This window comes from Phycicoccus sp. DTK01, from assembly GCF_017312765.1.
In the GTDB taxonomy this organism is placed as follows: Bacteria; Actinomycetota; Actinomycetes; order Actinomycetales; family Dermatophilaceae; genus Phycicoccus; species Phycicoccus jejuensis.
Genome location: NZ_BOPU01000006.1, coordinates 193,900 through 207,554, shown reverse-complemented (window position 1 = coordinate 207,554; position 13,655 = coordinate 193,900). Strand labels below are relative to the sequence as shown.

Annotated in this window: 14 protein-coding genes; 9 read left to right on the top strand and 5 right to left on the bottom strand. The window is 75.5% G+C overall.

Annotated features, from left to right (window positions below; all coding sequences use genetic code 11):
• The first annotated feature begins 194 nt into the window (after positions 1–194).
• From J3473_RS14475 to J3473_RS14455, 5 genes are all read left to right on the top strand, one after another.
• A complete protein-coding gene (locus J3473_RS14475; RefSeq protein WP_030528484.1) occupies positions 195–569 on the top strand; it encodes a helix-turn-helix domain-containing protein in 375 nt (124 codons plus the stop codon).
• A gap of 83 nt (positions 570–652) precedes the next feature.
• Positions 653–1,357, top strand: a complete 705-nt coding sequence (locus J3473_RS14470; protein WP_030528485.1) for a hypothetical protein — start codon at positions 653–655, stop codon at positions 1,355–1,357.
• 222 nt (positions 1,358–1,579) lie between these two features.
• Complete coding sequence (locus J3473_RS14465) at positions 1,580–2,560, top strand: asparaginase (protein WP_207024521.1); 981 nt, start codon at positions 1,580–1,582, stop codon at positions 2,558–2,560.
• A complete protein-coding gene (gene dtd, locus J3473_RS14460; RefSeq protein WP_207024482.1) occupies positions 2,557–2,982 on the top strand; it encodes a D-aminoacyl-tRNA deacylase in 426 nt (141 codons plus the stop codon). The genes J3473_RS14465 and dtd overlap by 4 nt, the downstream gene beginning before the upstream one ends.
• Positions 2,983–2,998: 16 nt before the next feature.
• Positions 2,999–3,331, top strand: a complete 333-nt coding sequence (locus J3473_RS14455) for a DUF2516 family protein (protein ID WP_030528487.1) — start codon at positions 2,999–3,001, stop codon at positions 3,329–3,331.
• On the opposite strand, the gene J3473_RS14450 is transcribed toward J3473_RS14455, so the two are convergent.
• Entirely contained in the window at positions 3,316–4,119 is an 804-nt protein-coding gene (locus J3473_RS14450) for a class I SAM-dependent methyltransferase (protein ID WP_030528488.1), read from the bottom strand. The genes J3473_RS14455 and J3473_RS14450 overlap by 16 nt on opposite strands.
• Before the next feature lie 96 nt (positions 4,120–4,215).
• Between J3473_RS14450 and J3473_RS14445 the strand changes: the two genes are divergently transcribed.
• The 4 genes from J3473_RS14445 to J3473_RS14430 all read left to right on the top strand — a co-directional run bounded on the left by J3473_RS14445 (position 4,216) and on the right by J3473_RS14430 (position 7,668).
• Positions 4,216–5,016, top strand: a complete 801-nt coding sequence (locus J3473_RS14445) for a hypothetical protein (protein WP_207024480.1) — start codon at positions 4,216–4,218, stop codon at positions 5,014–5,016.
• Entirely contained in the window at positions 5,013–6,329 is a 1,317-nt protein-coding gene (mshA, locus tag J3473_RS14440; RefSeq protein ID WP_207024478.1) for a D-inositol-3-phosphate glycosyltransferase, read from the top strand. Before J3473_RS14445 ends, mshA begins: the two co-directional genes overlap by 4 nt.
• Complete coding sequence (locus J3473_RS14435; protein WP_051750509.1) at positions 6,326–6,847, top strand: YbjN domain-containing protein; 522 nt, start codon at positions 6,326–6,328, stop codon at positions 6,845–6,847. The genes mshA and J3473_RS14435 overlap by 4 nt, the downstream gene beginning before the upstream one ends.
• An 83-nt stretch (positions 6,848–6,930) precedes the next feature.
• Positions 6,931–7,668, top strand: a complete 738-nt coding sequence (locus J3473_RS14430) for a phosphoglyceromutase (protein WP_207024476.1) — start codon at positions 6,931–6,933, stop codon at positions 7,666–7,668.
• Positions 7,669–7,674: 6 nt separating this feature from the next.
• Here J3473_RS14430 and J3473_RS14425 read toward each other — a convergent pair whose 3' ends face one another.
• The 4 genes from J3473_RS14425 to phoU all read right to left on the bottom strand — a co-directional run bounded on the left by J3473_RS14425 (position 7,675) and on the right by phoU (position 13,597).
• Entirely contained in the window at positions 7,675–9,606 is a 1,932-nt protein-coding gene (locus J3473_RS14425) for a hypothetical protein (protein WP_207024474.1), read from the bottom strand.
• A 346-nt stretch (positions 9,607–9,952) separates the two neighbouring features.
• A complete protein-coding gene (locus J3473_RS14420) occupies positions 9,953–11,845 on the bottom strand; it encodes a hypothetical protein (RefSeq protein WP_207024472.1) in 1,893 nt (630 codons plus the stop codon).
• 87 nt (positions 11,846–11,932) lie between these two features.
• The gene (gene ppk2 / locus J3473_RS14415; protein ID WP_207024470.1) at positions 11,933–12,868 is read right to left on the bottom strand and encodes a polyphosphate kinase 2; all 936 of its coding nucleotides are present in this window, start codon (positions 12,866–12,868) and stop codon (positions 11,933–11,935) included.
• Between the two features lie 39 nt (positions 12,869–12,907).
• Complete coding sequence (gene phoU, locus J3473_RS14410; protein ID WP_030528496.1) at positions 12,908–13,597, bottom strand: phosphate signaling complex protein PhoU; 690 nt, start codon at positions 13,595–13,597, stop codon at positions 12,908–12,910.
• Positions 13,598–13,655: the final 58 nt, after the last annotated feature.

Sequence of the window (13,655 nt, the reverse complement as noted above, 5' to 3'; positions counted from 1 at the left end):
TCCAGCCACCAGCGCTCGAGTGTCAGCGATGTCCTGTCACATCACCTGTCAGGCATGTCCTGGCACACCACAGTCGGCCTGCCGACGTTCTTCACACACGTTCGGGGGGGGGGGGGGGGGATGCCTGGGGGTGTGGGGCGCCTCGCGCTTGCCCGAGTTTGCATTCTGCTAACTGGAGCAAGCACAATGGGGGCATGAGCAAGAACCCGCTGAACGACCTGGGCGAGAGCCTCGGCGAGTACCTGCGCGACCAGCGCCGGTCCGCCCGGCTGTCCCTGCGTCAGCTCAGCGAGCTCGCCGGGGTGTCCAACCCCTACCTGTCCCAGATCGAGCGCGGGCTCAAGCGCCCGAGCGCCGAGATCCTCCAGCAGCTGGCCAAGGGTCTCGAGGTCTCGGCCGAGTCGCTCTACGTGCGCGCCGGCATCCTCGACGCCGAGCACGCGCCCTCGACGGACGGCGCGCCGGACGTGCGCCGGGCCATCGCCGAGGACCCGCGCCTCACCGCGCGCCAGCGCAAGACCCTCCTCGACATCTACGAGTCCTACGTCGAGGACGACGCCCGGCCCTGAGGCCGCACCGCCCCACGGCAGCGCCGCCCGCCGGGCCACCCAGACACCGTCAGCACCGCAGTCCCACCACGAAGGAGCCCACCATGGCCGTCAAGGACGACCTCCGCAAGACCGTCGACACCACCCCCCTCTACGCCCTCGCCGGCGCCACCGACCTCGCCGTCGAGAAGGTCCGCGAGGCCCAGAAGCGCGCCGACGCGCGTCGCGCCGAGATGACCAAGCGCGCCGAGGCCGCCCGCGCCGACCTCGCGCCGGCCGCCATCCAGGCCCGCGTCACCACGGTCGCCGGCCAGGTCAAGGAGCTCCCGGCGCTCGCCGTCAACCAAGGCCTCGTCGTCGGCGGCAAGGTCTCCGAGGGCTACGACGACCTCGTGACCCGCGGCAAGGACATCGTCGCCCGCATCCGCCGCCAGCAGGCCACCCAGGACCTCGTCGCGCAGGCCGAGACCACCGTCGCCCAGGCCAAGGGCGCCGTCACGACCGCCCGCAAGGCCGTCGCCGAGGTCGAGCGCTCCGCCAAGGCCACCGTCACCGTCGGCCGCAAGGAGGCCGCCAAGGCCTCCGACGTCGTCGCCGAGACCGTCGAGCAGGACGCGAAGGTCGCCGAGACCGAGGTCAAGACCGCTGCCAAGCGCACCCGCACCGCGGCCAAGCGCACGAGCACGACGACCAAGAAGGCCGCGAAGAAGACGACCTCCTCCACCAAGGCCGCGACGACGAGCGCGCGCAAGACGGTCAAGGCCGTCGAGAAGGCCGTCGAGGCCGGTGCCGCCAAGGTCGGCGACTGACCCTCGCACCACCTCCCGGGGCCTGACCCCGTCGAGTGAACAGGACACGCCGTGTGGGCACCAGCCCGCGCGGCGTGTCCTGTTCACTCGACGGGTGGGGCGGCGGTGGGGGCGCACCCGGCGGGAGGGACCGGCGCTAGGGTCGCTGGCGTGTCCGACCCCGCCGCACCCGTCCCGCCGTCCGCCTCCTCCCTCGCGTCCTCCTCGATGCCCACGGCCCCGATGCCCACCCCGCCCGCGCTCGCGGACGCCCCCGTCCTCGCCCACGTCGTGCGCGGCGGGGTCGTCGAGTCCGCGCACCGCGCGAGCGTCGCCGTCACCGCGCCCGACGGGAGCATCGAGCACGCGTGGGGCGCCGCCGACGACCCCGTCTTCCCGCGCAGCTCGAACAAGCCGGTCCAGGCCCTCGCGATGCTCCGTGCCGGCCTGCAGCTGCCCCCGCCGCACCTCGCCCTGGCGAGCGCCAGCCACAGCGGCGAGCCGTTCCACCTCGACGGCGTCCGGGCGATGCTCGAGGCCGCCGGCTTCACGGAGGCCGACCTCCGGAACACCCCGGACCTGCCCTACGACCCGCAGGAGCGCGACGCCTGGCTCGCCGGCGGCCGGGCCGCCTCGTCCGTCGCCCAGAACTGCTCGGGCAAGCACGCCGGGATGCTCGCCGCCTGCCGCGCCGCCGGGTGGGACCCCGCCACCTACCTCGACCCGCAGCACCCGCTCCAGCGCCTCATGGACGCCACCCTCGAGGACCTCGCCGGCGAGCCCGTCGCGGCGACGGCCGTCGACGGCTGCGGCGCCCCGGTCATGGCCGTCTCGCTCGCCGGCCTCGCGCGGGCGTTCGGGCGCATCGCCGCCGCCGACCCCGGCACCGACGAGGGCCGGGTCGCCGACGCCATCCGGTCCCACCCCGAGATGCTCGGCGGCACCCGGCGCGACGTCACCGCGCTGATCCGCGGGACCGAGGGCGTCGTCGCCAAGGACGGGGCCGAGTCGGTCTACGCCGTCGGCCTCCCCGACGGCCGGGGCGTCGCGCTCAAGGTCGCCGACGGCGGGCAGCGCGCCCGTCCGGTCATCCTCGCCGCGGTGCTGCGCCGGCTGGGCGTCGCGTCCGACGCCTACGCGCGACTCGAGGACGCGCCGGTCCTCGGGCACGGAGCCCCCGTCGGGGCGGTCGTCGCCGTCGGGCTCGACGAGGGCGCTGCGTGAGGGCGGTCCTCCAACGGGTCTCGCGGGCGGCCGTCCGGGTCGAGGGTGAGGTCCTCGGGGCCATCGACCGGCCGGGGCTCGTCGCCCTCGTCGGCGCGACCCACGACGACGGGCCCGAGCAGGTCGCGACGCTCGCCCGCAAGATCGCCGAGCTGCGCATCCTCCACGACGAGCGCTCGGTGCTCGACGAGGGCGCCCCGGTGCTCGTCGTCAGCCAGTTCACGCTCTACGCCGACACCCGCAAGGGGCGCCGGCCGTCGTGGAACGCCGCGGCGCCGGGGCCGGTCGCCGAGCCGCTCGTCGAGGCCGTCGTCGCGGCCCTGCGCGAGCGCGGGGTCGAGGTGGCGACCGGTCGCTTCGGGGCGCACATGGAGGTCGAGCTGGTCGGTGACGGCCCGGTGACCATCCTCCTCGACGTCTGACACCTAGGCTGGGGGCATGAGCTGGCTGGCCAACGCGCAGTACGCCGTCTACCTGGTGCTCTCGATCGCCGCGCTCGGCGTCGAGCTCTGGGCCCTCGTCGACTGCGTGCGCCGTCGTCCCGACGCGTTCGTGGCCGCCGGCAAGCGGACGAAGAACTTCTGGATGCTCGTGACGGGCGTCGCGGCCCTCGTCGGGTTCGCCACCGCCGCGAGCCCGGCTGCGCTGGGGCTGCTCGGCATCGCCGCCCTCATCGGCGCCGGCGTCTACCTCGCCGACGTCAAGCCCGCCCTGGACCAGGTGACGGGTCGCGGCAGCACCGGCCGGCAGGGCCCCTACGGCCCCTGGTGAGGTGCGACGGCGGACCAGGCGAGCGTCAGCTCACCGAGCCGCCAGCGTGACGGGCCGTCGACGAGCGGCCAGCCGGCCTCCCGCAGCGCCGTCGCCGTCGCGATGAAGCGCTGCCGCACCCCGTAGGACGCGAGCGGTGCCTGGCGCAGCCACGCGTCGTCGAGCGCGCCGAGCAGCGCGTGCACCGGTTCGCCGGGGACGTTGCGGTGGATGAGCGCCTTGGGCAGCCGCTCGGCGACCACCCCCGGCCGCTCGAGCCCGCGCAGCCGCCACGACAGGGTCAGCGTCTCGGGACCGTCGGCACCGACCGCCACCCACGCGGCGAGCCGGCCGAGCTCGTCGCACGTGCCGTCGACGAGCAGCCCGCCGGGTGCGAGGCGCTCGACCGTGGTCGCCCACGCCTGCTCCACCTCGTCCTCGTCGTACTGGCGCAGGACGTTGAAGGCACGCACGAGCACCGGTCGTGCGCCGGCCGGCAGGGGCACCTCGAAGCCGCCGCGCGCGAACCGCAGCCCCGGCCGCTCGAGGGGCCGGGCGGCCGCCACGCGGGCCGGGTCGATCTCGATGCCGACGACCTCGACGTCCGGGCGCACCCGCCGCAGCCGGTCGTGCAGCTCGAGGGCCGTGACCGGCGAGGCGCCGTAGCCGAGGTCGACGACGACGGGCGCCGCCCCGGCCCGGCGCAGCCGCCACCCCTGCGGCCCGGCGAGCCAGCGGTCGCACCGCCGCAGCCGGTTGGGGTTGGTGGTCCCGCGCGTGATGACACCCACGGGTCGCTGGCCGGCCACCGGACCAGCCTAGGGCGACGGGCGCCGGCATCGGCCCGCCGTCGAGGGACGTCCACCGCGCACCGGGTCCCCGGCCGGCCGACATACCCTTGACCGGTGCTGACGTGGTGGCGCTCCGAGGGGCGGGAACAGCGGGTGAGCCTGTCGATGGTCTCGCTCGTGCTCTCGCTGACGGCCGCCCTCGTCCTCGGGCTGACCTCGTGGGTGCCGCGGGTGCTGGCCCGCGACATCGGCATCGTCGACGCCGAGCCCGGGCTGCTCCAGGTGGCCCAGGGGGCGTTCGGGGTGCAGTCGCTGGGGGCCGGCCTCACCGTCACCCTCTACGACCGCGGCTTCCGGCTCTCGCGGGGCAGCACCGTCCTGGCCGACACGGTGACCAAGGGGGCGCCGGTCGTCGCGATGACCGGCACCGTCGACGAGACCGGCGACCACCCGCGCGAGACGGTGTCGCGCGTCTACTCGGCCGTGAGCATCGACGCCGTGAGCCGCGACGACGCGACCGTCACCTACAGCGGCGTCGTCCACGACGCGACGGGCAGCCTGCCGCTGCGCATCCGGTTCGAGCCGACCGACGGGCGCATCCGGATGGACGTCGCGGTCCGCGGTGCCTCCGCGGTCGCGGTCAACCTCGACTGGCGCCCCGCGACGGTCGGCATCGCCCCGGCGCTGCCCGAGCGGAACCTGCGGGAGCGGGCGTACTGGGTCGACCCGGTCGAGACCGAGCAGCCGGCCTTCACGTGGGTCCTCGGGACCGACGTCTCCATCGCGCCGGTCCAGGTCCCGCGCGCCGTCGACCTGCGCCAGGACGGCCGCATCGGGATCCACGTGTGGTCCCCGCGGGCCGTGGTGACCGTCACGGACACGCCCCGGCCGAGCGTGGAAGACTCGGCCCCATGACCGACCCCACCGGTGCGTCGCGCCCGCACCGGGTCGCGATGGTCACGGTGCACACCTCCCCGCTCGCGCAGCCGGGCACCGGCGACGCCGGCGGGATGAACGTCTACGTCCTCGAGGTCGCGCGCCGGCTGGCCCGGCTCGGGACGCAGGTCGACCTCTTCACGCGGACGACGAGCGCGGCGCAGGCCGAGGTCGTCGAGGTCGAGCCCGGGGTCGTCGTCCGGCACGTCGCCGCCGGCCCGTACGAGGGGCTCTCGAAGGAGGACCTGCCCGGTCAGCTGTGCGCCTTCGCCGCCGGGATGATGCGGGTCGCGGCCCACGCGCCGCTCGGCTACTACGACCTCGTGCACTCGCACTACTGGCTCTCGGGCCAGGTCGGATGGCTCGCCGCCGACCGCTGGGGCGTGCCGCTCGTGCACACGATGCACACGATGGCCCGGGTCAAGAACCTCCACCTGGCCGACGGCGACGAGCCCGAGCCCCGGGGTCGGGAGATCGGGGAGTCGCAGGTCGTCGAGGCGGCCGACCGGCTCGTCGCGAACACCGAGCGCGAGGCGCGCGAGCTCGTCGACCTCTACGACGCCGACCCGGCGCGGGTGGCGGTCGCGGCCCCCGGGGTCGACCTCGGGACCTTCACGCCCGGCCCGGTCGCGCAGGCGCGCGCCGAGCTCGGGCTGCCCGCCGACGCGGTGCTCCTGCTCTTCGTCGGGCGCGTGCAGCCGCTCAAGGCACCGGACGTGCTCGTGCGGGCCGCGGCCGAGCTCGTGCGGCGGCACCCCGCGCTGCGAGAGCGGCTCGTCGTCGCGGTGCTCGGCGGGGCCAGCGGCGCCGGCGAGCGCACGCCGATGGGGCTGGACGCGCTGGCGGCCTCGCTCGGGATCGGAGACCGGCTGCGGCTCGTCCCGCCGGTCGACCGCGCGACGCTGGCCCGCTGGTACCGCGCCGCCGACGTCGTCGCCGTGCCGTCGCACAACGAGTCGTTCGGGCTCGTCGCCGTCGAGGCGCAGGCCTGCGGCACACCGGTCGTCGCCGCGAATGTCGGCGGGCTGCCGACGGCCGTCGGGGATGGCGGGCTGCTCGTCGACGGCCACGACACCGCCGACTGGGCGACGGCCCTCGGGCGCGTCGTGCTCGAGCCCGGGCTGCGGGACGCGTTGTCCCCGAGGGCGGTCGAGCACGCGCGCGGTTTCGGGTGGGAGCGGACGGCCGAGCGCCTGCTCGAGGTCTACGGCGAGGCGCTGGCCCGGCCGAAGGACGTCTCCATCCACGGCGCGCAGCGCATCGCCGGTGTGCCGCAGGCGGTCATCCCGTGAGCACCCCCGACCTGCTCGCCACCGTGCGGGCGTTCCTCGACGAGTCCGGCCTCGAGTGGGAGGCCGGCGCTCGGGACGACGAGGTCGTCGTCGCGCTGCCCGGCGAGAAGAAGCTGAAGACCGTCGTGTCGCTCGTCTGCGGCGAGCAGGCGTTGTCGGTGTCGGCGTTCGTCATCCGCAACCCCGACGAGAACCACGGCGAGGTGTACCGCTTCCTCCTGAGCCGCAACCTGCGCCTGCCGGGGCTCGCGTACGCCGTCGACCGGTCGGGGGACGTCTTCGTGACCGGCCGCGTGCCGGCCGCGGGGGTGGACGCCGACCAGCTCGACCAGCTGCTCGGGGTCGTGCTGGCCGCGGCCGACGAGCCGTTCAACGAGCTGCTCGTCATGGGCTTCCTCTCCTCGATGCGCAAGGAGTGGGAGTGGCGCGTGTCGCGCGGCGAGAGCCTGCGCAACCTCGAGGCCTTCCGGCACATCCTCGAGCGGCCGGGCGACCCGCCGCGCGAGGGCTCCGCCTGACCCGGCCGGCGGCCTCCGTGCGGGGGCGTCCACGGGGGCGGATGGTCGGTTCGGTGGCGTCCGCGGCTCGCTAGGCTGGCGGCATGACGGAGCACACGCTGATCCTCCTGCGCCACGGCGAGTCCGACTGGAACCAGAAGAACCTCTTCACCGGATGGGTCGACGTCGACCTCACCGACAAGGGCCGCGCCGAGGCAGTCCGCGGCGGGCAGCTGATGCGCGACGCAGGCCTCCTGCCGGACGTCGTGCACACCTCGGTGCTGCGCCGCGCCATCACGACGGCCAACCTCGCGCTGGACGCGTGCGACCGCCACTGGGTGCCGGTCCACCGCAGCTGGCGCCTCAACGAGCGCCACTACGGCGCGCTCCAGGGCCTCGACAAGGCCGCGACCCGTGACAAGTACGGCGACGAGCAGTTCATGCTGTGGCGTCGCTCGTTCGACACCCCACCGCCGCCCATCGAGACCGGCAGCGAGTTCGACCAGACCGGCGACCCGCGCTACGCCGGCGTCGACGTGCCCGCCACCGAGTGCCTGGCCGACGTCATCCCGCGGATGATGCCGTACTGGGAGAACGAGCTCCGGGCCGACCTCGGCGCCGGGCGGACCGTCCTCGTGACCGCGCACGGCAACAGCCTGCGGGCGCTCGTCAAGCACCTCGACGGCATCAGCGACGACGACATCGCCGGCCTCAACATCCCGACGGGGATGCCCCTGGTCTACCGGCTCGGCGAGGACTTCATGCCGACCGGTGCCGGCGAGTACCTCGACCCCGAGGCCGCGGCGGCCGCCGCGGCGGCGGTGGCCAACCAGGGGCGCTGAGCCCGGTCAGGCCGGGTTGGGCAGCACCGGCACCTCGCCGCTGGTGCCCCTGGCCGGCAGGCCGAGCCACCCCGTGTCCTGGTCGCCGAGCAGGGCCTGCCCGACCGGGGGCACGCCCGTGTAGACCAGGCGACCCGCGGCGTCGCGCACGACGAGCCGGAACGCCGCGGCGTCGTCGGCGTTGACGACGGAGACGACCGCGGTGCGGCGCTTCATCGGCGTCACCTTCGAGACGGGGTACGCGTTCGGGCTCGTCGCGAGCAGCTGGCAGGTGGCGCCACCGTCGGGGACGACGACGAGGAAGCGGCCGGTGCCGGGCGGGTCGTCGTCGAGGCGGTAGACGGCGGGTGCGCTGGCCTGCTCGGCCGGGACCACGACGGCCGGGAGGACGAGGAACCCGCTGCGGCCGGAGCGGCCGTCGTCGCGGACGTCGAGCCGGCGGACGACCCCGCCGCCCGGGAGCCGCACGCTGCTGAGCAGGACGCGCCCGTCACCACCGGTGGGGGAGTCCGCGGAGGTGTCGAGGACGCTGCCGACGACCGGTGAGTCGCAGAGGACCTCGCCGCGCAGGTCTCGGCGGGCGAGGCCGGTCGCCGAGGCGACCTGGTCGAGGAGGCCGTCGAGCGGTGCCCCGGTGGCCGACGTGAACGCGGCGGCGTTCCAGTCCTCGGGGGTGACCGGCGGGCCGTCGTAGGCCGAGACGGCCACCCGGCCGGCGATGCCCCAGGGTCTCGCGGCGAGGGTGCCGACGCCGTCGCGGAGCCGGACCGGGAGCGAGTCACGTTCCACCGCACCGGTCGTCGTCGGGAGGACGAACGGGGAGAAGCGCGCCGACGTGACGGTGGGTCGGGTGAGGACGAGGAGCGCGGCGTCCTCGGCCCGGGGGACGCCGACCGCGACGACGTCCTCGGCGCCGAGGATGGCGTCGAACCCGAGGCGCACCTCGTCGAGGCGCTCGGCGGGCGAGCGGGCGTCGCCGGTCCACACGCGGACCGAGGTGCTGGAGGGGCGCTCGCCGAGGAGGGTCGTCGCGACGACGACCCTGGTGTCGTCGAGGTCGCCCGCCCAGAGCAGGCGGGTCCCCGGGCCGGCGCGCGCGACGAGGGCGAGGATCCCGAGGTCGTCGCGCAGGGGGCCGCGAGCCGGCCACCGGGACGCAGAGGCCCAGGCCGGGTCGTCCGGGCCGGCGGTCGTCGGGGCCGGCGACGGGCGGGGTGGGGTGGCGGTGGTGCTGCTCGTCCGGCGGTCGACCACCGCCCAGGCGAGCGCTGCGGCGCCGGCCGCGGCGAGGCCGCCGAGCACCACGGTGCGGCGGGAACGTGAGCGGTGGAGGCCGGCGACGAGCTCGGCGGGGTCGGGGGGGTCGGGCTGCGAACGGGCGAGACGGAGGACGAGGTCGTCGAGGTCGCTGCGCAGCCGGGCGTCGTCGGGGGCGAGGCCGACGACGGCGCGGGCCTGCCGGTGCGCGGCGAGCATCCGGTGGTGGGTCTCCGCCGCGACGGGCGGGGCCGGGCCGGGACCGTCGTCCCAGAGGACCTCGGCGGCGAGGGCCAGGCGCTGCTCCGGCGGGGTGGCGGCGAGGGCGTCGAGGAGGGCGGCGGGCACCGGGTCGTCGGGATCGGCCACGAGGGCCGTGAGCTGGGGGAGGTGGGTGGGGGCCTCCTGCGCCTGCCCCGTTGATGCGGTGCCGGGGCGGGGCGGGATGTGCGGGAGGCGGGTGACGAGCCCGTGGCGGGCGACGGCGGTGGGCGCGCCCTCCTCGACGGCCTCGGCCCAGCGGCGGCGTACGGCGACGAGGGCGTCGGTGGTGGTGCGGCGGGCGGCGACCGGGTCGAGCAGGGTGACGAGGGCGACGGCCTCGAGGTCGGGCCAGCGGGCGGCGACGAAGCGGTCGGCGTCGGCGGCGGTGTCCGCGTCGGCCGGGCGGCTCGTCGTCATGCGCCCATGATCACCCGACAGGAGGGCCCGTGGGGCCGACCGCGCGGTTCGGAGGACGGCGCTCGCCTTCCTGAGAGCGGCCGGGTGGGGTAGGTGCTCCCAGCCTCCATGCGCCGCGGAAGGAATCCCTTGCCAGGTGGAAGGAATTCCTTGCGAAGCGGAAGGACACCTTTCCGGGTGGAAGGACTCCCTTGCTGACTGAAAGGGAAACCTTGCGGGGCGGAAGGAATCCCTTGCCGACTGAAAGGCAAACCTTGTGGGGTGGAAGGAATCCGTTGCCGGGTGGAAGGGAAACCTTCCGCGGAGGCAGGAGGCTGGGAGAGCACACCTGTGCTCCCGGCTCAGCTCAGCCGTAGTAGGTGCCGGAGCCGGAGCCCACGTCGTAGAGGTCGTACAGGTCGAGGACGTCGCGACCCTTGGGCGGGACGTCGTCGTAGAGGAGCCGACCGCCCGCCCCCCGCGCCACGACGCGCACGTCCTCCCCGGTGAACGCGCTCGTCAGCCCGGGCAGAGCGGCGCCGCCCCGCACCGGCGTCGGACGGCACAGCGGCGCCCCGCTGAGGGTCCGCAGCTCGACCGTCGTCGACCTCGCCGGGGCCGTGACGAAGTAGGTCGGGCGCTCCCCGTCCCCGATGAGCGGGGTGACGTACGGGCTGCGCACCGACGCGGCGGGGATGACGAACGGCGCGTCTCCGTACTCGGCGCTGCCGTCGGCACCTCCGCCTCGGAACGAGGCGAACCGCACGACGGCCCCCTCCCGGGTCCGGACGAGGACGACCTCCGCGGAGGCCGGCCCCCGCACCCCGAGCACGTCACGCAGGCTGTCGTCGGGGAGGACGTGCGAGGTGCGCTCGACCTCGAGCGACCGACGGGGCACCCCGAACGTGGCCGCGAGCTCGGCGACGGTGCTCTCGGTGAAACCGCCCGGGCCGACGACCCTGTCGTCGTCCGTCAGCTCGTAGGGGAGCGGGCCGTCGAAGTCGCCCAGCCGGAACCGGGCGGCCGGACCCGGGGACCCGGTGAGCACCGTCGTGGCGACCCCGTCGCGCAGCGCGAAGCGGCTCCACGAGCGGTCGACCCGACCCTCGGGTGTCGGGTGCACCACCAACGAGCACTCGCCCTCGCTCACGCCGGGCCGGGTCAGCGCGACGAGCACCGACCGCCGGCCGGAGCGGACGACCAGGCCGACGGCGTCCGTCGCGAGCCCGCCCCAGCCGGAGCCGAGCTGGAGCGAGGTGAGGCGCGACGCCGCCGTCCGGGCGAGGCCGCCCCACGCGCGGATCGCGAACCCGTCGTCCGCGACGATGGCGGGGTCGGTCGACAGGACGACGCGCCGGCCCTCGACGTCCCCGGCGAAGAGGAGCCGCGACCCGGCCGCGTCCGACGCGAGCATCGCCAGGACCCCCGGGTCGCGCGCCAGCTCGCCCCGGGCCGGCCAGCGGTAGACCGACCCCCACGCGGGGTCGTCCGGGCCGGCGGTCGACGGAGCCGGGCGCGGGCCGCGGGCGACCGGGGCAGGGGTCGTCGGCCGCGACGCCACCGCCCAGCCGCCCACCCCGACTCCGGCCACGGCGAGGGCGCCGACCACGACGAGCGAGCGCCGGCGCACGCCGCGCTCGCGGGCGCGCACGAGGTCGGCCGGGTCCGGGGGGTCGGGCAGCGTGGCGGCGAGCCGGTCGAGGAGGTCGGCGAGGTCGATGTCCACGCGGTGGTCCGCGGGCGCCGCGCCGGCCTCGGCGAGCGCGCCGCGGTGCGCGTCGAGCAGGCGATCGCGGGCGGCCCGCAGCGCGTCTCCCTCGACCCCGCGCGGGCGACCGAGGCCCGTCCGGCCGGCCGCGAGCCGGTCCACCTCGTCGCCGCCCAGCTCCCAGAGCGGCCCGGCGGCGAGCAGCGCCCGCACCGGTGCCGGCTCGCGCGCGAGCGCCGCGAGGAGAGCCCCGGGGACGGGGTCGCCGGGCGCGGAGGGGTCGCGGGCCGCGTCGGTCAGGCGCTCCGGGGCCGCGGTGCCGCCAGCCTCGCCGAGCGCCCGCACCCGCGCGAGGAGCTCGAAGCGCGCGGCCGCGGTCGGCGCCCCGTCCTCGACGACGGCCGACCACCGGCCGTGCAGCGCCGTGACGGTGGCCGTCGTCACCGTGCGGGCGAGGCCCGGGTCGAGCGTCGCGACGAGCGCGACGGCCTCGAGGGCGGGCCAGCGCGCGGCCGCGAACCCCTCGAACCCGTCCCCCTCGTCGTGCGTCACGCCGCCATGATCGCCCACGAGCGCGATCGTGTGCAGCCCTTCGCGGCGAGCGGTCGGTCCGGACCCGCCGACGGGGCCCGGCCGACGTCAGAGCCGCGGGAGCACCCGCTCGGTGTGCTCACCGGGCTCGAAGATCCGCGACGCGGGGCCGACGATGAGCGGGTCGGGGACCCCGACGAGGTCGACGTCCTTCGAGGCGTAGTCGACCCCGCTGAGCAGGACCCGCATCGCCTCGAGCCGGGCCCGCTTCTTGTCGTTGCTCTTGACGACGGTCCACGGGGCGTCACCGGTGTCGGTGTAGAAGAACATCGCCTCCTTGGCCTCGGTGTAGGCGTCCCACTTGTCGAGGCTCGCGAGGTCGGTCGGCGAGAGCTTCCACTGCCGCACCGGGTCGTTCTGGCGCGAGGCGAAGCGCGCGGCCTGCTCCTCCCGGCTGACGGAGAACCACAGCTTGACGAGGTGGATGCCCGAGTTGACGAGCATCCGCTCCAGCTCCGGTGCCTCGCGCATGAACTCGAGGTACTGGCTGGGGGAGCAGTAGCCCATGACGCGCTCGACGCCGGCCCGGTTGTACCAGGACCGGTCCATGAAGACGATCTCGCCGCCGCTCGGCAGGTGCTGCACGTAGCGCTGGAAGTACCACTGCGTGGTCTCGACCTCGGTCGGCTTCTCGAGCGCCACGACGCGCGCACCGCGCGGGTTGAGGTGCTCCATGAACCGCTTGATGGCCCCGCCCTTGCCGGCGGCGTCACGCCCCTCGCAGATGACGAGGACCTTGCTCCCGGTCTCCTTGACGTGCAGCTGCAGCTTGATGAGCTCGATCTGCAGGCGGCGCTTGGTCCGCTCGTACTCCTCGCGCGGGAGCTTCCTGTCGTAGGGGTAGCCGTGCTGCCACGCCTTGCCGGTCGTCGGCGCCGCGGCCTCGCCGGCGGCGCCCTCGAACTCCTCGACCTCCTCGAGGTCGTGCAGCTCCTCGAGCTCCTCGGCGTAGTCCTCCGTCACGGACCGGCGCTGGTCGTCCACACCTCGAGCGTAGCCGCGTCCTCGCGGCCCGTCAGGGGGTCAGGCGACGGTGTGCTCACCGACCTCGTCGTGGCCGCCGGCCGCCTCGTCGCCCCACTCGCCGGTGACGATCCAGATGACCCGCTCGGCGACCGACACGGCGTGGTCGGCGAAGCGCTCGTAGTAGCGGCCGAGGAGCACGACGTCGACGGCGGTCTCGGTGTCGTGGGCCCAGTCCCCGCCGGTCACGTGCGTGAAGAGGTCGCGGTGCAGGCGGTCCATCGCGTCGTCCTCGCGGGCGACGTCGCGGGCGGCGTCGACGTCGCGGGCCGCGATGACGGAGCCGGCCTTCTCGACGACGAGCTCGGCGACGGTGCCCATCTCGCGGAAGGTGCCGCGCAGCTCCGGCGGGACCGCGGACGCGGGGTAGCGCAGGCGGGCGACCTTGGCGACGTGGCGGGCGAGGTCGCCCATCCGCTCGATGTCGCTGCTCATCCGCATGCTCGTGACGACGACCCGCAGGTCCGTCGCCACCGGCTGCTGGAGGGCGATGAGGTCGAACGAGAGGAGGTCGACCTGCTCGCGCATCCGGTCGATCTCGGCGTCGGCGGCGATGACGGAGTCGGCGAGGCTGACGTCGGCGTCGAGGAGGGCGGTCGTCGCGCGGCTCATCGCGGACGCCGCGAGGTGGGTCATCTCGACGAGGCTCTCGGCGATCCGGTCGAGCTCCTCGTGGTAGGCCTTGCGCATCACGGCTGGGGTCCTTCGTGGCTGGGGGTGCGTCGGCGCGCGACGGCAGCGGTCGGTC

What these genes read in the sequence shown, in the direction of transcription:
- J3473_RS14455 (WP_030528487.1), top strand. Translation starts at nt 2,999, where the DNA reads ATGAGCTGGCTGGCCAACGCGCAGTACGCCGTCTACCTGGTGCTCTCG.
- J3473_RS14465 (WP_207024521.1), top strand. Translation starts at nt 1,580, where the DNA reads ATGCCCACCCCGCCCGCGCTCGCGGACGCCCCCGTCCTCGCCCACGTC.
- J3473_RS14430 (WP_207024476.1), top strand. Translation starts at nt 6,931, where the DNA reads ATGACGGAGCACACGCTGATCCTCCTGCGCCACGGCGAGTCCGACTGG.
- J3473_RS14425 (WP_207024474.1), bottom strand. Translation starts at nt 9,606, where the DNA reads ATGACGACGAGCCGCCCGGCCGACGCGGACACCGCCGCCGACGCCGAC.
- mshA (WP_207024478.1), top strand. Translation starts at nt 5,013, where the DNA reads ATGACCGACCCCACCGGTGCGTCGCGCCCGCACCGGGTCGCGATGGTC.
- J3473_RS14470 (WP_030528485.1), top strand. Translation starts at nt 653, where the DNA reads ATGGCCGTCAAGGACGACCTCCGCAAGACCGTCGACACCACCCCCCTC.
- phoU (WP_030528496.1), bottom strand. Translation starts at nt 13,597, where the DNA reads ATGCGCAAGGCCTACCACGAGGAGCTCGACCGGATCGCCGAGAGCCTC.
- J3473_RS14475 (WP_030528484.1), top strand. Translation starts at nt 195, where the DNA reads ATGAGCAAGAACCCGCTGAACGACCTGGGCGAGAGCCTCGGCGAGTAC.